Origin of the sequence: Aquamicrobium terrae (genome assembly GCF_040545735.1) — a bacterium.
Taxonomy (GTDB): domain Bacteria; phylum Pseudomonadota; class Alphaproteobacteria; order Rhizobiales; family Rhizobiaceae; genus Mesorhizobium; species Mesorhizobium terrae_A.
This window is the reverse complement of sequence record NZ_JBEPML010000003.1, coordinates 276382-296139: the sequence shown is the minus strand read 5'-3', so window position 1 is coordinate 296139 and position 19758 is coordinate 276382. Positions and strand designations below refer to the sequence as shown.

Below are 19758 nucleotides of genomic sequence, written 5' to 3'. Positions count from 1 at the left end.
AGTTGTCACGTCGATTCATCTTTGGCGGAAATGCCGTTGCGGCAGTAGCTTCCAGGCGCGGCAGCCGGGCCGCCGCTGCCGTTCCGGCCCGGATCGAACCCGTCCCAACCGCCTGCGCTGGCATGGAATTTACCGGCATCCGCCCGCCCTGTTCCCGACCGATCCTAGCCTTTCGAGCGCCAGCTCAGCGGCGACACCTTCTCGTAGAGCCAGCTGTACTGGGTCACCATCTGGTTGGTGCGCGTGTAGCGGTAGCCCAGGAAACCCAGCACCATCAGCACGACGGTGTCGACGAGATAGTATTGCGGGCTGAACATGGTGCCGTTGAACAGCGCATGATGGATGAAGCGCACGGCAAGGCCGAGGCCCATCAGATAGAAGAACAGCGCCAGCGGCGGCCGCCAGGTCTGCGCGCAGGCCCGCCCCGTCATCCACGCCGCCCAGCCGCCGAGCAGGCAGGTGACGAAGAAGAACTGCCAGATTGAGGGTTCCTCGTAGAGAATGCCCTGCATGATGCTGCCTCCCGACTTTGCGGGACGCCGCCCCGGGCGCCCGCATAACGCGTTCTTCCAGTGTTTCCGGCGCGGCGCCGGGCCGAAGCCCGCCGGCCGGCCTTGTCCTAGTGGCGGCCGCCTTCCAGATAGGCCGCGCGCACTTCCGGATCGGCCAGCAGCTCCTTGCCGCTGCCGCTCATCGTCACCCGGCCGTTGACCAGCACATAGCCCCGATGGGCGAGCTTGAGCGCGGCGAAGGCGTTCTGCTCGACCAGGAACACGGTAAGGCCCTCGGTGCGGTTCAGTTCCCGGATGGCGTCGAAAATCTGCTTGACGATCAGCGGGGCGAGCCCCAGCGACGGCTCGTCGAGCAGAAGCAGCTTCGGCCGGGCCATCAGGGCGCGGCCGATCGACAGCATCTGCTGCTCGCCGCCCGAGAGCGTGCCGCCGCGCTGGCTGAGCCGCTCCTTGAGACGCGGGAACAGGGCGAACACCTTCTCCACGTCCTCGTTGAAATATTTGAGGTTGTCGAGGCTGGCGCCCATCTGCAGATTTTCCAGCACGGTCATGCGCGGGAAGATGCGCCGCCCCTCCGGCGACTGGGCGATGCGCAGCCGGGCGATCTCGTGGGTCGGCAGGCGGGTGATGTCGGTGCCGGCGAAGGTGATCATGCCGGAAGACGCCCGCGGCGTGCCGAAGATGGTCATCATCAGCGTCGACTTGCCGGCGCCGTTGGCGCCGATCAGCGCGACGATCTCGCCTTCGTTGACGCTCACATCGACGCTGTTGAGGGCCTGGATGTTGCCGTAGAAGGTCTCGACGCGCTTGACGTCGAGCAGCGGTGCCTTGGACATTACTTGCGCCCCCCGCGCTTGGTTGCCGGTGCGGATGCGGCCTTTCTGGCCAGCGCCTTGGCCTGGCCGATCCAGTCTTCGCGGGCGATGCGGCCGTCAAAGGCCAGATAGGCTTCCGCGGCCGCTATGTCGGCCTTCTTCCAGGCGGCGATCTGGTCGAAGTGATAGATGCCGTGGGCATTGAGCTTCTTCTCGTTGACCGGGCCGATCCCCTTGACGAGCTGGAGGTCGTCGGCCTTGCCGCCGCGCGGCGCCGGCAGCCGGTTGGAGATTCCGGCCGCCTTGCCCGATGCCGGAGCGGCCTTCGCCTTCGCAGGCGTGCTCGTCGCGGGTGCAGCGGCGGACGCGGCCTTGGCCGCAGGGCCTGCCTTGCCGGTTTTCGCCGCACCGGCCGGCTTGGAGGCTTTCACCGGCGTTTCGGCCTTCGGCCCAGGAGCAGGCTGTGCCTTGGCCGGCTTTGCCGCCTTGGCGGCAGGCTTGCTCACGACAGGCGTGGCGGCGGCCGGCTTTGCCGTCCCGGCCCTTTCGGCCTTGCCGGCGCCCTTCTCGACCGTCACCCGCTCGCCATTGCCGTGCACCACCGTGTCGCTCACCGGCCCGGCCAGCATCGAGGCCGACGCCTCCGGCCCATGCTCGGTGTCGGGGCCGGTATCGAGCTGCTCGATGACCTCCTCGTCGCCGACCTCGATCAGCACTTCCTCGACCTCCTCGTCGTCAACGCCGAGATAGGCGGCGATGACGCGCGGATCGGTGCGCACCTCCTCCGGCGTGCCGTCGGAGATCTTGCGGCCATATTCCAGCACCACGATGTGGTCGGAGATTCCCATGACCACCGACATGTCGTGCTCGATCAGCAGGATCGAGGTGCCGGTGTTGGCCTTGATGTCGTTGAGCAGGGCGTTGAGCGCCAGCGACTCCTTGGGGTTGAGGCCGGCCGCCGGCTCGTCGAGGCACAGCAGCTCCGGCTCGGTGCACATGGCCCGCGCGATCTCCAGCCGGCGCTGGGCGCCGTAGGGCAGGTCGCCGGCGGGATCGTCGGCCCGCTGGGTCAGGTCGGCCTTGTCCAGCCAGTATTTGGCCTTCTCGATCGATTCGGCAGCCGCCTGCGGATAGCCGCCGACGCCGAACAGGCCGAGAATGGTGTAGCCCGAGGCTTTCATCAGCTTGTTGTGCTGGGCGACCAGCAGGTTCTCCAGCACCGTCATGCCGGAGAACAGCCGGATGTTCTGGAAGGTGCGCGCCACCTTGGCCTTGGCGGTGATCTGGAAGTCCGGCATGCGCTCCAGCAGGAACTCGTTGCCCGCCCGGCCGGTGAAGCGGATCATGCCCTCGGTCGGCTTGTAGAAGCCGGTGATGCAGTTGAACACCGTGGTCTTGCCGGCGCCGTTGGGGCCGATCAGCGCGGTGATCTCGCCGCGCCGGACGTCGAAGGACAGGTCGCCGATGGCGACCAGGCCGCCGAACTTCATCGACAGATGCTCGACCTGGAGGATCGGCATCGCTGCAGGGGTCGTCGCATTCATCAGCCGTGCCCTTCCTTGGTGAACGAACCCGAGACAGCCTTGCGTTCCTTCAGGAAGGCGGTCGGCTCGCGACTGCCGACGAATCCGCGCGGCTTCCACACCATGACGATCACCATGGCGGCGCCGAACAGCAGCATGCGGTAGAGCTCGGGCGTGAAGTCCGGCCCGAAGATCATCTTGAGGAATTGCATCTCGCGCAGGATCTCGGTGCCGCCCACCATCACCGCGGCGGCCACCGCGATGCCGCCGAGCGAGCCCATGCCGCCCAGCACCACGATGGCGAGGATGATCGCCGATTCCAGGAAGATGAAGGATTCGGGGCTGACGAAGCCCTGCCGCGCGGCGAAGAAGGAGCCGGCGAAGCCGCCGAACATGGCGCCGATGGCGAAGGCGGTGAGCTTGGTCGTGGTGGTGTTGATGCCGAGCGAGCGGCAGGCGATCTCGTCCTCGCGCAAGGCTTCCCAGGCGCGCCCGACCGGCAGCCGGCGCAGGCGGATGGTGACATAGCCGGTGAGCATGCACAGCGCCAGGATGAGGTAGTAGAGGAAGATCTTGTAGTAGGCGCCGGAGGTGGCGATATCGAACACCTTGGCGATGTAGTTCGGGTCGGAGACGTTGAACGAGATCACGCCGAAGAAGCTGACCTTCGGAATGCCGGAAATGCCGGCGGCGCCGTTGGTGACCTCGCGCCAGTTGATCAGCACCAGCCGGATGATCTCGCCGAAGGCGAGCGTGACGATGGCCAGGTAGTCGCCGCGCAGGCGCAGCACCGGAAAGCCGAGGATGATGCCCCACATCGCCGCCATGGCGCCGGCGGCCGGCAGCAGGATCCAGAACGACCAGCCGAACTGGGTGCCGAGCAGCGCATAGGAATAGGCGCCGACGGCGTAGAAGGCGACATAGCCGAGGTCGAGCAGGCCGGCGAGGCCGACGACGATGTTCAGGCCCCAGGCCAGCATCACATAGATGAGGATCTGGATGCCGAAATTGTCGACCCACTTCAGCGAGCCCTGGAAGCCGAACAGCGACACCATGACGATCGGATAGAGCACCAGCACAGTGAAGCCGAGCGAATAGGAATAGGCGCTGATGAAGCTGCGGAAGTAGAAGATGCCCCAGGCGATCACATAGATGATGGCCGCGGCGCGCAGCAGGCCGAGCCAGGCGCCCCAATAGGGGCCCACGGCCGCCTGCAGGCTCGTCCCGAACAAAAGCAGGCCGCAGGCCAGGATCACGCCGATGACGAGGTTGCGCGTGTTGAAGACGCGCAGCGCCACGCTGGTCGGAAGCAGGCCGGTCTTGACGTCGGCCACCTTCTGCGCCGCCAGGAACGGCGTCAGGTAGACGACCTGCACGAAGCGCACGACCGCCGCCAGCACCACCAGCCCGGCCAGCAGGTAGGGACGCGGCACCAGCACCAGCTCGTTATGGATGTTCTGGTCGGTCTTCACCCCGACCAGAAGCACGAACATGAAGAAGGCGATGACGGCGGCGTAGAAAGCCTCGCGCAGCCCCGCAGCGACATTGGCAGTGCCGGCGGTCTTGGTTGTTTCAGCGATGGCCATGGGTCAGACCTTTTCGACTTCCGGCCGGCCGAGAATGCCGGAGGGCATGAAGATGAGCACGATGGCGAGGATCGAGAAAGCCGCCACGTCCTTGTAGTCGATGGAGAAATAGGCCGACCAGATGCTCTCGATGAAGCCGATGGCGAGGCCGCCGACCACGGCGCCGGGAATGGAGCCGATGCCGCCCAGCACCGCCGCGGTGAAGGCCTTCACGCCCGGCACGAAGCCGTCGGAAAACACCACCACGCCGTAATACATCAGGAACAGGGTGCCGGCGACGGCGGCCAGCGAGGCGCCGATGATGAAGGTGATGGAGATGGTGCGGTCGACATTGATGCCGAGCAGCGCGGCCATCTTGCGGTCCTGCTCGCAGGCGCGCTGGGCCCGCCCCAGCGCCGTCTTGTTGACCACGTACCAGAAGATGACCAGCAGCAGCGCGGTGACCACGACGATGATGATCTGCTTCAGCGAGACCGAGATGCCGTAGATGTTGTAGACTTGGCTCACCATGGGCGGGATCGGCTTGTTGCGCGGGCCCTGGGTGACCTGGACGAAGTTCGACAGCACGATCGACATGCCGATGGCGGTGATCAGCGGCGCCAGCCGGAAGGAGCCGCGCAAGGGGCGGTAGGCGATCTTCTCGATCACCCAGTTGTAGAGGCTGACCAGCAGCATGGAGATGATCATCATGATCAGAAGGGCGGCGGCCACCGGCACCGAATAGAACATCGCGCCGAGGATCAGGAACACGATCAGCGCAGTGAAGGCACCCACCATGAAGATGTCGCCATGCGCGAAGTTGATCATGCCGATGATGCCGTAGACCATCGTATAGCCGATCGCGATCAGGCCATAGATCGATCCCAGCGTCAGCCCGTTTATAAGCTGCTGGATGAAATATTGCATATTTAAGCCGCTCCCCTGGAATGTCGCCGGATCGGGCGCATTCCTTCTCGTATTTCCCCTAGTGGTACGGTTTCAAGTCCGGATTGCAACTCCAATTTTTGTTCTGTTGCGCGACTTTGGGATGAGATTGCCTTTGATCGCGGGAGATGCATCCTGTCGGTAGGTCAGGGCGGAACCTAGCATCGGCCCAATGCAATGTCATTGACGTTTCCGAGCTTTTATACGCCATTCATGCAAGAAAAACTTAACATCAACATCAATATTGGGTGATCCTTGCGTCTTGACTTTGGTCAAGAGCGCGCCGATCGCCTCTCCTCACAGCCCGGCTGCCGCATCCCGCACCTATCTGACCACAAATCCGTGAGCGAAGGGATCGCGCTCGTCGATGAAGATGGTGCTGAGGCCGGTCATGCGTGCCCAGCCGCCGATGGAGGGCACGATCGCCGGCCGGCCGGCCACTTCGGTTTCGCTTTCGACCCTGCCCTTGAACAGCGAGCCGATGATCGATTCGTGGATGAAGTCGTCACCCGCCTTGAGGCGGCCCCTGGCCGCGAGCTGCGCCATGCGCGCCGAGGTGCCGGTGCCGCAGGGGCTGCGGTCGATGGCCTTGTCGCCGTAGAACACGGCGTTGCGCGCATGCGCCTCCGGGTGCTGCGGCGCACCGGTCCACAGGATATGGCTGAGCCGGTCGATGCCGGGGTTCTGCGGATGGACGAAGCTGTAGCTCTCGTTGAGGCGCTGGCGCAGCACCGGGCTCCAGGCGACGAGGTCCGTGGCCGTGTGGTCCGCCATGTCGCGGTAATTGTCCTGCGGCTCGACGATGGCGTAGAAATTGCCGCCATAGGCGACGTCGACCGTGAGCCTGCCCAGTTGCGGGCACTCCACCGCGAGCCCTTCGGCATAGAGGAAGGAGGGCACGTTGGTGATGCGCACCTCCTCGACATGGTCGCCGACCTGCCGATACTCGGCCACCACCAGCCCGGCCGGCGTGTCGAGGCGCAGCACGCCCGGCACCCTCGGCCGCACCAGCCCATGCTCGACCGCGAAGGTGACGGTGCCGATGGTGCCGTGGCCGCACATGGGCAGGCAGCCCGAGGTCTCGATGAACAATATGGCGACGTCGCAATCGTCGCGCGTCGGCGGATAGAGGATGGAGCCCGACATCATGTCGTGGCCGCGCGGCTCGAACATCAGCCCGGTGCGGATCCAGTCATATTCGGCCAGGAAATGGGCCCGCCGCTCCATCATCGTGTTGCCTTCCAGCCGGGGTCCGCCGCCGGCGACCAGCCGCACGGGGTTCCCGCAGGTGTGGCCGTCGATGCAGAAGAAGGAGTGACGCGCCATATGTTCCTCCGTCAGAAGCGCTGGGGCGAAAAGGGTGCGAGGTCGATGGGAAGAGACTGCTCCTCGGCAAGGCCGCGCACAAGCCTGGCCGTGGCCGCCGCCTGGGTGAGGCCGAGATGGCCGTGGCCGAAGGCATAGAACACGTCGGGCGAGCGGGCGGACCGGCCGATCACCGGCACCGAATCGGGCAGGGACGGGCGAAAGCCCATCCATTCGCGCCCGCCGCGCGGATCGAGGCCGGGCAGGAAACGCTGCGCCTTGGCCAGCAGCGCCTTCGAACGGGCATGGTTGGGCGGCCGCTCCAGCCCCGCCAGTTCCACCGCGCCGCCGATGCGCAGGCCGGTGTCGAGCGGCGTGATGACGAAGCCATGGGCCGGGAAGACGATCTGCCGGCGCACATCGAAGGCGCCGGGCGGCAGCGTCGTGTTGTAGCCGCGCTCGGTTTCCAGCGGGATGCGATCGCCGAGGCCGGCGGCCAGCCGATGCGACCAGGCGCCCGCCGCGATGAGCACCTTGGAGAATGCCCGGCGCTCCCCGCCTCGCAGCAGGATGGCGGGGCCTTCGCCAACCGTCTCGACGCCCTCCACGAGCCCGTTCTCGAACCGGGCGCCGAGGCGCTCGGCATGGGCCCACAGCGCCTTGCCGAGCAGCTTCGGGTCGGCGACCGTCTTCCAGCCGGGCACGAAGGTCGCCTTGACGAAGCGGGGCGACAGGCCCGGCTGCAACCCGGCAAGTTCCGCGCCCTCGACATGGCGGTAGGTGATGCCGAAGCGGTCGCGCGCCGCCCAGCCGGGAAGTGCGGCGCGGAATTCGGCCTCGCTCTCGTAAAGCTCCAGCGAGCCCTCCTCCCGCAGCATCGGCAGGGTGCCGGAACGCTGCATCAGGCCCGCCCATTCGCGCTCGGCCAGTTGCATCAGCGCCGCCTGCGCCGACAGCGCCGCCTCGTAGCGGGACGGCGCGCCCGCCCGCCAGAAGCGCCACAGCCAAGGCAGGAGGGTCGGCAGATATGCGGGCGGAATGGAAAGCGGCCCGAGCGGATCGGCCAGCCAGCGCGGCAGGTGGCGCATCATGCCCTTCTGGGCCAGCGGCAGCACGTCCGAGAACGCGAAGGCGCCGGCATTGCCGGAGCTGGTTTCCTCGCAGATGCCGGTGCGGTCGAAGACGGTGACGGAAAACCCCGCCTCGGCCAGGCAGGCCGCCGCGGCGATGCCGACGATGCCGCCCCCGACGATGCCGACATGAGGCGACGATGGCCGGGGAGCGGAAGGCTGGTTCATGAAATCCTCCGCCCCGGCATTGCCCCTTTCCTCAGAACTTCGGCAATTCGGGGCGCACCGCGATCGCCGCCTTGATGATCTCTTCGACCGCGGCCCGGCGCTCGCCGGACAGCGGCTGGCGCGGCATGCGCACCCGGTCGCTGGAGCCGATGGCGTGGACCTCGGCCAGCTTGATGTTCTGCACCAGATAGGTGGAGACGTCGAGGTCAAGCAGCGGCCGGAACCAGCGATAGATGGCCAGCGCCTCCTCGCGGCGGCCCTGCTTCATGAGCTGGTAGATCGCCACCGTCTCGCGCGGGAAGGCGACGACCAGACCGGCCACCCAGCCGACCGCGCCCACCGACAGCGCCTCGAAGGCCAGATTGTCGACGCCGGTGAACAGATCGAAGCGGTCGCCGAAGCGGTTGATGATCTCGGTCGAGCGGCGGATGTCGTCGGAGGATTCCTTGATGGCGACGAACAGGTCGTCGCGGGCCAGCTCTTCCATGTCGTCGACGGTGACGTCGACCCGGTAGGCGATACGGTTGGAATAGATCATCACCGGCAGGCCGCCGGCGCTCGCCACCGCCTTCAGCGCGTCGACCGTTTCCTTCGGGTTGGTGTGGTAGATCGGGCTCGGCACGATCATCAGCCCGTCGGCGCCCTCCTTCGCCGCGCGCCTGGCGAGACTCGCCGCCTCGCGGGTCGCCGCCTCGTTGACGGTCATCAGCACCGGGCGCGAACCGGCCACCTTGCGGGCGGTGCGGAACACCTCGATCTTCTCGTCATGCGACAGCATCGGCCCTTCGCCCAGCGAGCCAGCGACGATGATGCCATCACAGCCGGCGTCGATCTGGACGCTGAAGCAGCGTTCCATCTCGGCATGGTCGAGGCGGTCGTCCTCGGTAAATTTCGTCGTAACCGCCGGAATAACGCCTGCCCACATCGCCTTGTTCTCCATCTGATATATTTGAGATATATCTGTGGACTTGAGAGCTGTCAAGCCGTGCGGTCTGGTGATATATCAATTTCTCGCCCAAGGAGATGCGTGTGATATCCGCGTCGAACGACAGCTCCGAACCCGCCACCGCCAGGGCCTATCACGCCCTGGAGCGGATGATCGTCACCCTCGAACTGCCGCCCGGCAGCTTCGTCACCGAAGGCGCCCTCATCGACCGTCTCGGCCTCGGGCGCACGCCGGTGCGTGAGGCGATCCAGCGGCTGGCATGGGAAGGCCTGCTCGAGGTGCGGCCGCGAGCCGGCATCGCGGTGGCGCCGCTGCACGCCGGCGACTGGCTGCGCGTCATCGACGCGCGGCGCGGGGTGGAGATGGTGCTCGCCCGCTCCGCCGCCCGCTTCGTCACCCGCGAGGCCGCCGACCGCTTCCATGACGCGGCGCTGTCCATGCAGAAGGCCGTCCTCGCCGGCGACGTGTTCGCCTTCCTCGCCGCCGACAAGGCCATGGACGAGGCGCTGGCGCTGGCGGCGGACAACATCTTCGCGGCCCGCGTCGCCGCGCCGCTGCAAACCCACAGCCGCCGCTTCTGGTTCCGCTATCGCGCCCAGACGGGGCTGGCCGATTCGGCGGCCCACCATGTGGCGCTGATCCAGTCGATCCTCGACGGCGACGAGGATGCCGCCGCCGCCGACGCCGACCGGCTGATGGACCTGCTGCGCGGCCTGGCCGAGGACGCCGCCACCCGCTGAGCATCACCCCAGCCTTGCCACCACCGCCCGGCTGTGAGAACCTCGGCCTGTCTGAAACAGGTTAGGTCGGTGCGGTTGGCCCGGCCCCCGCCGGAGGCGGTTTCCGCACAATGCGAAATCTCCAGGCGGGTCCTTCCGTCGCACATGCGGCGGCCCAAGACCTTCAACGCCTTCGCAATTATGCGGGGCGAACAAGAGGACTTGGACATGCAACAGCAAATTTCCATCATCACGCTCGGCATCGCCGATCTCGCCCGCTCCCGCAGCTTCTATGTCGAGGGGTTCGGCTGGCGCCCAGTCTTCGAGAACGACGAGATCATCTTCTACCAGATGAACGGTTTCGTCCTCGGCACATTCAACAAGCCGGCCCTCGAGCAGGACATGAACCGGACCGGGCTTCTGGCTCCGGGCGCCTTCTCGCTCGCCCACAACGTGCCCGATCCGGAAGAGGTCGAGCCCGTCATGCAGCGCCTGCTGGCGGCGGGCGGCAGGTTGCTGCGGAAAGCCGACGCCCCGGCCCATGGCGGCTTCCGCGGCTATGTGGCCGATCCCGACGACCACGCCTGGGAAATCGCCTGGAACCCGGCCTGGACCATCGACGATCGCGGACAGGTGACGTTCGGCCTGTAAAAAAGGCCCCTGCTCCCGCTTTGACGGAAGCAGGGGCCGCGTGCCGGAATCTGCCGAACAACGTCACTTCATCGGCGGCATCGAGAACTCGGTGCCTTCCTTGACGCCGTGCCGCGCGCCCGCAGCCGAAGGCGAGGACGCGCAGACAGATCGACGTCCGGTGCTATTTCATCAGCGGCATCGAGAACTCGGCGCCTTCCTTGACGCCGGACGGCCAGCGCGTGGTGACCGTCTTGGTCTTGGTGTAGAAGCGCACCGCGTCGGGGCCGTACTGGTTGAGGTCGCCGAAGCCGGACTTCTTCCAGCCGCCGAAGGTATAGTAGGCGACCGGCACCGGGATCGGCACGTTGATGCCGACCATGCCGACATTGACGCGGGCCGCGAATTCGCGCGCCGCATCGCCGTCGCGGGTGAAGATGGCGACGCCGTTGCCATATTCGTGCTCGGAAGGCAGGCGCACCGCTTCCTCGAAATCATGGGCGCGCACCACCGACAGCACCGGCCCGAAGATCTCCTCCTTGTAGATGCGCATGTCGGGCGTCACCTCGTCGAACAGGCAGCCGCCGAGATAGAAGCCGTCCTCGTAGCCCTGCATCTTGAAGCCGCGCCCGTCGACCGCCAACTTGGCGCCTTCCTGAACGCCGAGATCGACATAGCCGCGCACCCGGTCCAACGCCTGCTTCGTCACCAGCGGCCCGAAATCGGCGCTCGGATCGGTCGAGGGGCCGATCTTGAGGCTTTCCACGCGCGGGATCAGCTTGTCCATCAGCCTGTCGGCGGTGGCCTTGCCGACCGGCACAGCCACCGAAACGGCCATGCAGCGCTCGCCGGCCGCGCCGTAGCCGGCGCCGACCAGCGCATCGACCGTCTGGTCCATGTCGGCGTCGGGCATGATGATCATGTGGTTCTTGGCGCCGCCGAAGCACTGCACGCGCTTGCCGTTGGCGCAGCCGCGGGCATAGATGTACTGGGCGATCGACGATGAGCCGACGAAGCCGACGGCCGAAATGTCCTCATGGTCGAGGATGGCGTCGACCGATTCCTTGTCACCGTTGACCACGTTGAGGATACCGGCGGGCAGGCCGGCTTCCAGCATCAGTTCGGCCAGGCGCATCGGCACGCCCGGATCGCGCTCCGAGGGCTTGAGGATGAAGGCGTTGCCGCAGGCGATGGCCGGGGCGAACTTCCACATCGGGATCATGGCCGGGAAGTTGAACGGGGTGATGCCGGCGACCACGCCGAGCGGCTGGCGGATCGAATAGAGGTCGATGCCGGGGCCGGCGCCCTCGGTGAACTCGCCCTTCATCAGGTGGGGCACGCCGAGCATGAACTCGACCACCTCGACGCCGCGCTGGATGTCGCCCTTGGCGTCGGGAAGGGTCTTGCCGTGCTCGCGGGCCAGCAACTCGGCCAGTTCGTCATTGTCGCGCGCCACCAGTTCCAGGAACTTCATCAGCACGCGGGCGCGGCGCTGCGGATTGGTCGCCGCCCAGGCCGGCTGCGCCGCCTTGGCCGCCGCGACGGCCGCGTCAAGCTCCGCCTTGGAGGCCAGCGCCACCTTGGCGCGGACCGAACCGTCGAGCGGCTGGAACACGTCCGCCGTGCGACCCGAAGCGCCCTTCACATGCTTGCCGTCGATGAAATGGCCGTACTCAATCATGCTCTCACTCCCTGGATGGATGCCAAGATTTTCATTGGGCCGGATTGTTCACCGTCCTGACAAGCTTGGCAATGCGAGCGGAAACGCATCCGTTGTGCAAATTTAGCATAACGAACTCGTTGCGTGCTTTATTTGGTGCATAGTAGGATCTGTTGCTGGTCCAGAAGGAAGGAAAAGCCCGTGAACTGGGACGATGTGCGCATCTTCCTCGCCGTGGCCCGTTCGGGGCAGATCCTCGGCGCGGCGCGGCGGCTGGAGCTGAACCACGCCACCGTGTCGCGGCGCATCGGCGCGCTGGAGGAGGCGCTGCGGGCAAAACTGTTCCGCCGCCTCACCACGGGCAGCGAGCTGACGCCGGCCGGCGAGCGGTTCCTCGAAATCGCCGAGCGCATGGAGGCCGACGTGATCGCCGCCCGCTCGGCGGTGGCCGAGGAGGACGAGGACATTTCCGGCTCGGTGCGCATCGGCGCGCCGGACGGCTTCGGCGTCGCCTTCCTCGCCAAGCGCCTCGGCGAGCTGACCCGCCAGCACCGCGACCTCACCATCCAGCTCGTGCCGGTGCCGCGCTCCTTTTCGCTGTCGCGGCGCGAGGCCGACATCGCCATCACCGTCGAGCGGCCGCAGGAAGGCCGGCTGGTGGCGGGCAAGCTGGTCGACTATACGCTCGGCCTGTTCGCCTCGCGCGACTATGCCGGACGCTACGGCCTGCCGAAGAACGCCACGGAGCTGCCGCAGCACGCGCTGATCGGCTATGTGCCGGACCTGATCGTCAGCCCCTCGCTCGACTACGAGGCCGAATTCAGCGCGGACTGGCGCTCCGCCTTCGCCATCTCCTCCGCGCTGGGGCAGGCCGAAGCGGTGCGCTCGGGCGCCGGCATCGGCATCCTGCACACCTTCATCGCCCGCTCCATGCCCGAACTGGTGCCGGTCGAGGCGGTGGCCCCGATCCGCCGCTCCTACTGGCTGGTCTATCACGAGACGGTGCGGCCGCTGCGCCGCGTGCAGGCCGTGGCGAGCTTTATCACCCGGGCCGTCGAACGCGAGCGGGCCCTGTTTTCCTGACAGGCGAACAGGCCGGCGGCCTTGCCAACCGCTTGCTTTTCGGAGATTTTCCGCCCGGGCTGAACAGGGGCAAGGGCGTGGGACCGAAAATCGCAGTTTTGACATTGGGGCTGGCGCTTGCCGGCACGGCATCGGCGGAAGACCTGTCATGGTTCACGCAGCCGGCCGGCGAAGGCGGCATCGAGCTGATCTACGGCACGCCCGACAGCGGCTATGCGCCGGTCTCGTTCCGCTGCGACAGGCCGGGCACACCGCTGACCGTGGTCATCGAGCACGAGCCGACCAATGCCGAAGACGGCGTCGCGGTGGCGGTGCTGCTTTCGGCCGGCGACATCGAAGTGCCGCTTGCGACCACCGGCACCAGGCTGCTGATGGACGAACTGTTCATCCTGCAGGGCGAAACGCCGCTCGACGCGCGCCTTCAAGGCCTGCTCACCTCACCCGGACCGCTGACGCTGACCATCGAGGGCGACAGGCAGGACTATCCGCTCTACGACGCGGGCGAGGCCGTGCAGGCCATGCTCGACGCCTGCCAGACCGGCTGACCGGAGCGGACAGGTTCAGGGTCGCAGGCGGCGCTTCAAATTTAATCTTGATTATTTTTATCCACTTTAATATGAAAGCCCGGCAAGCGGCGGCATGGATAGAAGCGGAGCAGCAGGCCTTGACCAACATGGTGGAAATCGAACGACGCCAGGACGAGGCGCAGGACCAGTTGCGCATCACGATCATGAACGAGTTCTGCCGCATCATGGGGCGCAGCGGCCTGCCGCCCATGGCGGTGATGCGGCTTGCCGCGCGCGCCGTCGGCGAGGTCTACCGCGAGGTTGCCGACAGCCATTCCGGCCCCAACGCCTGCCCCTGCAACTGGCGCCCGAACGAGCGCGCCGACACAGACATGCTGTGCACCGCGCTGATGGCGGCGATTCGCTACAGGCCGGTGGCGGACCTGCGCACCATGCGTATCGCCGGCTCGGCCTGAAGCCTTTTTCCCGGGCTTTACGCGCCCCGCCGCGCCACCACCGGCACGTAGTCTTCCAGTTCCGGCGCAGGGAAACGCACCGTCTCGCCGGTCTCGGCCGAGCGGTAGAGGCCCATCAGCATCTCGACCACGCCCAGCCCGTCCTCGAAGGTTTCCAGCGGCGTCTCGCCCTTGCGGAAGCACTCGACCATGTGGCGGTTCTCGTCGGTGTAGCCATAGACGCCCGCCTCGTCCTCCAGCACCGGCATCAGCCCCTGCTCGGCATTCTGCTTCTCGACGAGGTCCTCGCCTTCCGAGCCCTTCACCTCGCGCGACATGAACACCTTGAGCCCGGTCGAAAGCGAGTTGAACTCCATCGCATATTCCGGCCCCAGAAGTTCGAGCTGGATACGCAGGCCCGCCCCCACATAGGCCCATGAGGTGGTGGCCTCGATCACCAGCTCGTTGCCGTCCTCGTCCTCCAGCGTGATGGTGCCGCGCGCGAAGTCCTCGGACGGTCGGTTTCGGTAATCGACCTCGGCGCCGAAGCGGGCGCGCAACTGGTCGGCATAATGCGGCCGCGTCCATTTCAGATTGGCGACCGTGCCGTTCACCGCCTTGATCTTGAGCGAGCTGCGCGGCGCGCCGGGCGCGGTCAGCAGATGGCGGGCGACCTCTACCGAATGGCACATCATGTCGGAGAGCACCCCGCCGCCCTGCTTGTCGCCTTGCCAGAACCACGGCTCATGCGGGCCGGAATGCTCCTCCGCCGCGCGCGCCAGATAGGGCCGGCCGGTGGTGGAGGCGGCGCGCCGCCAGATGATCTCCTTGCCGCGCAGCACCGGGGTCGAGAACACCTGGTTCTCCAGATATCCATGGTTGAGCCCGGCATCGGTGGCCAGCGACAGCATCTCGCGCGCCTCGCGCACGGTGCGCGCCAGCGGCTTTTCGCAGGCAACCGCGAACACCTTGCTGCGCCCCGCCTTCACCTCGGCATGGATGGTGCGCATGATGTCGAGGCGGGTGTGGTTGGGCGACAGGATCCAGATGGCGTCGACATTGTCGGCGTGCAACATCGATTCCAGGCTGTCATGGCCGGTGCAGGCGCCCAGCCCCAGTTCCGTCACCTGATCGACGAAGCGCTGGCGGTTTTCGGCGCTGCGGCTGTAGACGCCCGTCACCTCGACATTGCGCACGCCGAGCATCGACTTCAGATGGAAATGGGCGATGAAGCCGCTGCCGACGAAACCGACCCGCAGCGTGGCTTTCGGAAACTCCGTCATGGTCGCTCCTTTCAGGAATGGCGTTGTTCAGGAAATCTTCGGCGCGGCGGTGGTGCCGCGCACTTTCAGCGTGGTGGGCAGGATCACCGGGTCATGCGGCGCAGGCCCGCCGGAGAGCATGTCGAGCAGCATGCCCATGGCCCGCCTGCCGATCTCGGCGCGCGGCTGCGCGACCGTGGTGAGCGGCGGGAAGAAGGCCTCGCTCAAATAAAGATCGTCGAAGCCGACGACGGACACGTCGCCCGGCACGTCGCGGCCCATGCGGCGCAATTCGTGGATGGCGCCGAAGGCCATCTCGTCATTGGCGAGGAAGATGGCGGTGGGCGGCTCGGGCAGCGCCAGCAGCCGGCGGCAGGCGTCGCGGCCCGATTGCAGCAGATAGTCGCCGCGCTGCTCATAGCCCTCGGGGATGGGCAGGCCGGCCGCCTGCATGGCGGCGCGATAGCCTTCCCGGCGGCGCACGCTCATCTCCTCCGGCACCGGCCCGCAGACATGGGCGATGCGGCGATGGCCGAGCCCGACCAGATGCTCCACCGCCTGCCTGGCTGCCGCCTCGTTGTCGATCTGGACATGCGGGAAGCCGACGCCCTCGATCATTTCCAGCGCCACCACCACCGGCAGGTCCGGCGAGAGGTGGCGGCGAAAGTCCGGTGTCGAGGGCAGCGAGCCGGTCATCAGGATCATGCCGTCGGCATGGCCGTCGCGCAGCATGTCGAAATATTCGGTCTCACGCTCGGGGTCGTTCTCGGCATTGCCCATCAGCACGGCATAGCCGGCGGCCCGCGCCGCCGCCTCCACGCCCTTGACCACGTCGAGATAGAAGGGATTGCCGATGTCGCGCACCACCAGGAGCACCGCCATGGAGCGGCGGGTGCGCAGATTGCGGGCGCTGACATTGGGCCGGTAGTTGAGTGCGCTCGCCGCCTCGCGGATGCGCGACAGCGTCGGCTCCGCCACCAGCCCGGTGTCGGCCAGCGCCCGCGACACGGTGGCCGGCGAGACGCCGAGGCGCTCGGCAATGTCCTTGATCTTCGGCCGCCTTGTCATGGGTTTCGTCACGCCCGCCCCATCACGCCCTCATCGAGCGGCCGCGGCCGTAGAACAGCATCAGCACCAGAAGCGTGGCCCCGAACACCATCTGGCGGCCGGATTCGTCGATGTTGACGGTGGTCAGGATGCTTTGCAGGATGACCAGCAGGAAGGCGCCGGCCATGGTGCCGGTATAGCCGCCCTTGCCGCCCGACAGCGGCGTGCCGCCGAACACCACGGCGATGATCGAGGCCAGCATGTATTGCTCGCCGACATTGGCGAAGGACGAGCCCGAATAGCCGAGCAGGCAGATGCCGGCGATCGCCGCGAACACCCCCGACAGCACGAACAGCGCGATGCGGATCGCCTTGACCGGCACGCCGGCCATGAACGCCGCCTGCTCGTTGGAGCCGATGGCGTAGATGCGGTGGCCGAACACCGTGCGGTTGAGCAGGAAGGCCATCACCAGCCCGATGGCGATCCACAGCCACAGAATGCCGGGCAGGCCGAACAGGAAGGTGCGCGACACGAAATCAGCCAGCGCAGGTGCTGCGCGGCCCGAGGGGATGCCTTGGCGCACCACCACCAGCAGCCCTTGCAGCACGCCCAGCATGCCGAGCGTCATGACCAGCGGCGGGATGCGCAGCAGCGTCACGCCGATGCCGTTGAGCAGGCCGAAGAACGCGCCGGTGACGACGCAGGCGAGGATGGCCAGCGGAATGCCGCCATTGTCGCCCGCCATCAGATTGCCGGCGATGATGGCGCTGAGCGACACCACGCCGCCGACCGACAGGTCGATGCCCTCGCGCCCGCCGAGGATGACGAGGTTCTGCCCGGCCGCGACAATGCCGAGCAGCGCTGCGACGATGAGCAGGCGCAGGATCTGCTGGCCGGAAGCGAAGCCCGGCGACAGCGCCTCGCCGAGCCACAACAGGACGGCGATCAGGATCAGGGCCACCACCAGCGGCTGCCTGAGGAAGGCGGTCACCGCGCTCATGCCCGCGCCCTCCGCCCGACCAGCACGCCGGCCATCAGCGCCAGCAGGATGGCGACGCCCTGCACGAGGTTCTGCCATTCCGAAGGCGTGCCGACGAAGAACACCAGCGAGTTGATGAAACCGATGATCAGCGCGCCGATCACCGAGCCGACGACGGTGCCGTAGCCGCCGGAAAGGGCGCTGCCGCCCAGCACCACGGCGGCGATGGAGAACAGCGTCATCTTGCCGCCGACCAGCGGGTCGCCGCTCGCCGTATCGCCGGTGATGCAGAAGGCGGCGAGCGCCGCGAACACGCCGCACAGCGCATAGCCGCCCATGCGGATCGCGGTCACCGGCAGGCCGCTCTGATAGGCTTCCTGCTGCCCGTCGCCGACCGCGAGCAGCCGCAGCGACAGGCGCGTGCGCACCAGAATGGCGAGCAGCACCGCGAACACGATAATCGCATAGAAGACGAAGGGGATTTCGAGGATGCGCCCGCCATAGGTGCGCCAGAAGGCGGTCGGCGCGGGCGTTCCGGCCACCGGCTGGATATAGAGCGCCAGCCCGGTGAAGAAGATCGACGTGGCGAAGGTGGCGACGATGGCTTGCAGGCGCAAAGCCGCCACCACGATGCCGTTGACGATGCCGCAGGCGAGCCCGGTCGCCAGCCCGATGGCAAGCGCGGCGACGATGGTCACGCCATCCCCGCCCCATTGCGCCATCACCCCGACGATGACGACATTGACCAGCGACACGATGGCGCCGGCAGAAAGGTCGATGTCGCCGGCATAGATGACGTAGGTCTGGGCGACGGCGAGCAGCATCAGCGCCAGATAGGTCTTGACCAGCCCCGTCACCCCGACCAGCGACAGGCTGCGCGGCTGGAACCAGCCGTTGAGCGCGATCAGCACCACGAGGATGATCAGCGCCGGCAGGAAGGGATAGCGCTCGAAGGCGCGCTTCACGGCGCTGCTGCTGCGGGGGCGGGCGGGGGCCTCGATGCTTGCCATCATGCAGCCTCGTATGCGGCCTGGTAGAGGTTGAAGCGGGTGCGCGCCGCCCCGGTCAGCTCGCGCCGGATCGCGCCGCCGTTGAAGACGAGGATGCGGTCGGCATTGTCGAGCAGCTCGGCATCCTCCGAGGCATAGAGCACGATGCCCATGCCCTCCTCGGCCAGCTTGCGGATCAGCGAAAACAGGTCCGCCTTGGCCGACAGGTCGATGCCCTTGGTGGGATCGTCGAGCAGGAGCACGGCGGGGCGGTCGATCAGCCATCGCGCGATCACCACCTTCTGCTGGTTGCCGCCGGAGAGCGACGAGATCGGATGGCCGAGGCCGGCGAATTTGGTCTTGAGCGCCCGCAAGGCGGGCAGCGCCTTGGCCGCCAGCGCGGAGGGGTTGGCCAGCACCATGCGCTCGCGCAGATAGTGGATCGGCATGACGTTTTCGAGGATCGGGCGACCCGTCACCACGCCGTCGCGGGAGCGGTCGCCCGACACATAGGCAACGCCCTGCCGGATCGTCCCGCGCGGGTTTTTCGGATGGAGCGGCTTTCCGCCAAGCTCGACGCTGCCGGCCGTCGGCGGATTGGCGCCGAACAGCGCCCGCAGCACCGCCGACTGGCCCTGCCCGTGCAGCCCGCCGAAGCCGAGGATTTCACCGGCGCGCACCTCGAAGCCGATGTCGGAGAAGCCCCGCCCGGTCAGGCCGCGCACCGACAGCACCGGCGGACCCGCCGGCCGGGCCGGTGCCGCATCGGCTGCGGTCGCTGCTTCTTCCTGGCCACCCACCATCATGGAAATGATTTCGGCCGGCGTGGTTTCGGCAATCTGCCGCGAACCGACGATCTCGCCGTCGCGGATGACGGTGGCGCGGTCGCCGATCGAAAAAATCTCGTCCATGCGGTGCGAGATGAAGATGATCGAGCGTCCTTGCGCTTTCAGATCGCGCAGGATGTCGAAGAAGCGCTCCACCTGCGCCCGGTCGAGCGCCGAGGTCGCCTCGTCGAAGATGAGCACCGACGCCTCGCCGGCCAGCGTCTTCATGATCTCGACGAGCTGGCGCTGGTCGGCGCGCAGGTCCTGCACCACGGCGTCGAGCGAGAAACCGTCGCCGGTCACGCCGTCGAACAGGGCGGCATAGCGTGCTGCCCGCTCTTCCAGCGCCGCGCCGTCCACGAACACGCCGCGCGACGGCAGGTCGGCGAGGCAGATGTTTTCCGCCACCGTGCGGTGCGCGGCCAGCGACAGTTCCTGGTAGAAGATGGCGATGCCCAGCGCCCGCGCCGCCTGCGGCCCGGTGATGGAAACCGGCTTGCCGTCGAGCAGGATCTCGCCCGTATCGGGCCGCACGGAACCGGCGACGATCTTGGACAGCGTGCTCTTGCCCGAGCCGTTGGAACCCATCAGCACATGCACCTCGCCGGCCTCGATGTCGAGATCGGCGTGGCGAAGCGCCCTGGTCGCGCCGTAGCTCTTGCCGACGCCCTTGAGTTGCAGCCTGCTCATGG

At 67.0% G+C, this 19758-nt stretch carries 19 protein-coding genes; 5 read left to right on the top strand and 14 right to left on the bottom strand.

Features of this window, described 5'->3' with window-relative positions; genetic code table 11:
• Window positions 1–164 precede the first annotated feature (164 nt).
• The 8 genes from ABID37_RS06660 to ABID37_RS06625 all read right to left on the bottom strand — a co-directional run bounded on the left by ABID37_RS06660 (window position 165) and on the right by ABID37_RS06625 (window position 8888).
• Window positions 165–512, bottom strand: a complete 348-nt coding sequence (locus ABID37_RS06660) for a DUF6867 family protein (RefSeq protein WP_354193409.1) — start codon at window positions 510–512, stop codon at window positions 165–167.
• Window positions 513–619: 107 nt separating this feature from the next.
• Window positions 620–1348 (bottom strand): ABC transporter ATP-binding protein, encoded by a 729-nt coding sequence (locus tag ABID37_RS06655; RefSeq protein ID WP_354193408.1) that lies wholly within the window; start codon window positions 1346–1348, stop codon window positions 620–622.
• Window positions 1348–2871, bottom strand: coding sequence for an ATP-binding cassette domain-containing protein (locus ABID37_RS06650; protein WP_354193407.1), 1524 nt, complete (start codon window positions 2869–2871; stop codon window positions 1348–1350). The genes ABID37_RS06655 and ABID37_RS06650 overlap by 1 nt, the downstream gene beginning before the upstream one ends.
• The gene (gene livM / locus ABID37_RS06645) at window positions 2871–4436 is read right to left on the bottom strand and encodes a high-affinity branched-chain amino acid ABC transporter permease LivM (RefSeq protein WP_354193405.1); all 1566 of its coding nucleotides are present in this window, start codon (window positions 4434–4436) and stop codon (window positions 2871–2873) included. The genes ABID37_RS06650 and livM overlap by 1 nt, the downstream gene beginning before the upstream one ends.
• A 3-nt stretch (window positions 4437–4439) precedes the next feature.
• On the bottom strand, window positions 4440–5342 hold the full coding sequence (locus ABID37_RS06640) for a branched-chain amino acid ABC transporter permease (protein WP_354193403.1): 903 nt from the start codon (window positions 5340–5342) through the stop codon (window positions 4440–4442).
• A 342-nt stretch (window positions 5343–5684) separates the two neighbouring features.
• Window positions 5685–6686: a 4-hydroxyproline epimerase gene (locus tag ABID37_RS06635; protein WP_354193401.1), complete on the bottom strand. Its 1002-nt coding sequence runs from the start codon at window positions 6684–6686 to the stop codon at window positions 5685–5687.
• A gap of 11 nt (window positions 6687–6697) precedes the next feature.
• Window positions 6698–7963, bottom strand: coding sequence for an NAD(P)/FAD-dependent oxidoreductase (locus tag ABID37_RS06630; protein WP_354193400.1), 1266 nt, complete (start codon window positions 7961–7963; stop codon window positions 6698–6700).
• 31 nt (window positions 7964–7994) lie between these two features.
• On the bottom strand, window positions 7995–8888 hold the full coding sequence (locus tag ABID37_RS06625; RefSeq protein WP_354193399.1) for a dihydrodipicolinate synthase family protein: 894 nt from the start codon (window positions 8886–8888) through the stop codon (window positions 7995–7997).
• A 98-nt stretch (window positions 8889–8986) separates the two neighbouring features.
• On the opposite strand from ABID37_RS06625, the gene ABID37_RS06620 reads away from it, so the two are divergent.
• A complete protein-coding gene (locus tag ABID37_RS06620; RefSeq protein ID WP_435521542.1) occupies window positions 8987–9649 on the top strand; it encodes a GntR family transcriptional regulator in 663 nt (220 codons plus the stop codon).
• A 207-nt stretch (window positions 9650–9856) separates the two neighbouring features.
• Window positions 9857–10279, top strand: a complete 423-nt coding sequence (locus ABID37_RS06615) for a VOC family protein (protein WP_354193397.1) — start codon at window positions 9857–9859, stop codon at window positions 10277–10279.
• A gap of 163 nt (window positions 10280–10442) precedes the next feature.
• Here ABID37_RS06615 and ABID37_RS06610 read toward each other — a convergent pair whose 3' ends face one another.
• Entirely contained in the window at window positions 10443–11939 is a 1497-nt protein-coding gene (locus tag ABID37_RS06610) for a CoA-acylating methylmalonate-semialdehyde dehydrogenase (RefSeq protein ID WP_354193395.1), read from the bottom strand.
• Window positions 11940–12119: 180 nt separating this feature from the next.
• Between ABID37_RS06610 and ABID37_RS06605 the strand changes: the two genes are divergently transcribed.
• From ABID37_RS06605 to ABID37_RS06595, 3 genes are all read left to right on the top strand, one after another.
• Window positions 12120–13001 (top strand): LysR family transcriptional regulator, encoded by an 882-nt coding sequence (locus ABID37_RS06605; RefSeq protein ID WP_354193393.1) that lies wholly within the window; start codon window positions 12120–12122, stop codon window positions 12999–13001.
• A gap of 77 nt (window positions 13002–13078) precedes the next feature.
• On the top strand, window positions 13079–13546 hold the full coding sequence (locus tag ABID37_RS06600) for a hypothetical protein (RefSeq protein ID WP_354193392.1): 468 nt from the start codon (window positions 13079–13081) through the stop codon (window positions 13544–13546).
• Window positions 13547–13674: 128 nt separating this feature from the next.
• The gene (locus ABID37_RS06595; protein WP_354193561.1) at window positions 13675–13983 is read left to right on the top strand and encodes a hypothetical protein; all 309 of its coding nucleotides are present in this window, start codon (window positions 13675–13677) and stop codon (window positions 13981–13983) included.
• Between the two features lie 17 nt (window positions 13984–14000).
• On the opposite strand, the gene ABID37_RS06590 is transcribed toward ABID37_RS06595, so the two are convergent.
• The 5 genes from ABID37_RS06590 to ABID37_RS06570 are packed head-to-tail and all read right to left on the bottom strand — an operon-like array spanning window position 14001 to window position 19756.
• Complete coding sequence (locus ABID37_RS06590) at window positions 14001–15245, bottom strand: Gfo/Idh/MocA family protein (protein WP_354193391.1); 1245 nt, start codon at window positions 15243–15245, stop codon at window positions 14001–14003.
• Window positions 15246–15272: 27 nt separating this feature from the next.
• Entirely contained in the window at window positions 15273–16292 is a 1020-nt protein-coding gene (locus ABID37_RS06585; RefSeq protein WP_354193390.1) for a LacI family DNA-binding transcriptional regulator, read from the bottom strand.
• A gap of 22 nt (window positions 16293–16314) precedes the next feature.
• Entirely contained in the window at window positions 16315–17271 is a 957-nt protein-coding gene (locus ABID37_RS06580) for an ABC transporter permease (RefSeq protein ID WP_354193388.1), read from the bottom strand.
• Complete coding sequence (locus tag ABID37_RS06575; protein WP_354193560.1) at window positions 17268–18260, bottom strand: ABC transporter permease; 993 nt, start codon at window positions 18258–18260, stop codon at window positions 17268–17270. The genes ABID37_RS06580 and ABID37_RS06575 overlap by 4 nt, the downstream gene beginning before the upstream one ends.
• Entirely contained in the window at window positions 18260–19756 is a 1497-nt protein-coding gene (locus tag ABID37_RS06570) for a sugar ABC transporter ATP-binding protein (protein WP_354193386.1), read from the bottom strand. Before ABID37_RS06570 ends, ABID37_RS06575 begins: the two co-directional genes overlap by 1 nt.
• Window positions 19757–19758 lie beyond the last annotated feature (2 nt).

Bases quoted from the DNA above. Each gene is read 5' to 3' on its own strand.
- ABID37_RS06660 (WP_354193409.1), bottom strand. From the start codon at position 512: ATGCAGGGCATTCTCTACGAGGAACCCTCAATCTGGCAGTTCTTCTTC.
- ABID37_RS06655 (WP_354193408.1), bottom strand. From the start codon at position 1,348: ATGTCCAAGGCACCGCTGCTCGACGTCAAGCGCGTCGAGACCTTCTAC.
- ABID37_RS06650 (WP_354193407.1), bottom strand. From the start codon at position 2,871: ATGAATGCGACGACCCCTGCAGCGATGCCGATCCTCCAGGTCGAGCAT.
- livM (WP_354193405.1), bottom strand. From the start codon at position 4,436: ATGGCCATCGCTGAAACAACCAAGACCGCCGGCACTGCCAATGTCGCT.
- ABID37_RS06640 (WP_354193403.1), bottom strand. From the start codon at position 5,342: ATGCAATATTTCATCCAGCAGCTTATAAACGGGCTGACGCTGGGATCG.
- ABID37_RS06635 (WP_354193401.1), bottom strand. From the start codon at position 6,686: ATGGCGCGTCACTCCTTCTTCTGCATCGACGGCCACACCTGCGGGAAC.
- ABID37_RS06630 (WP_354193400.1), bottom strand. From the start codon at position 7,963: ATGAACCAGCCTTCCGCTCCCCGGCCATCGTCGCCTCATGTCGGCATC.
- ABID37_RS06625 (WP_354193399.1), bottom strand. From the start codon at position 8,888: ATGTGGGCAGGCGTTATTCCGGCGGTTACGACGAAATTTACCGAGGAC.
- ABID37_RS06620 (WP_435521542.1), top strand. From the start codon at position 8,987: ATGCGTGTGATATCCGCGTCGAACGACAGCTCCGAACCCGCCACCGCC.
- ABID37_RS06615 (WP_354193397.1), top strand. From the start codon at position 9,857: ATGCAACAGCAAATTTCCATCATCACGCTCGGCATCGCCGATCTCGCC.
- ABID37_RS06610 (WP_354193395.1), bottom strand. From the start codon at position 11,939: ATGATTGAGTACGGCCATTTCATCGACGGCAAGCATGTGAAGGGCGCT.
- ABID37_RS06595 (WP_354193561.1), top strand. From the start codon at position 13,675: ATGGTGGAAATCGAACGACGCCAGGACGAGGCGCAGGACCAGTTGCGC.
- ABID37_RS06590 (WP_354193391.1), bottom strand. From the start codon at position 15,245: ATGACGGAGTTTCCGAAAGCCACGCTGCGGGTCGGTTTCGTCGGCAGC.
- ABID37_RS06585 (WP_354193390.1), bottom strand. From the start codon at position 16,292: ATGACAAGGCGGCCGAAGATCAAGGACATTGCCGAGCGCCTCGGCGTC.
- ABID37_RS06580 (WP_354193388.1), bottom strand. From the start codon at position 17,271: ATGAGCGCGGTGACCGCCTTCCTCAGGCAGCCGCTGGTGGTGGCCCTG.
- ABID37_RS06575 (WP_354193560.1), bottom strand. From the start codon at position 18,260: ATGGCAAGCATCGAGGCCCCCGCCCGCCCCCGCAGCAGCAGCGCCGTG.
- ABID37_RS06570 (WP_354193386.1), bottom strand. From the start codon at position 19,756: ATGAGCAGGCTGCAACTCAAGGGCGTCGGCAAGAGCTACGGCGCGACC.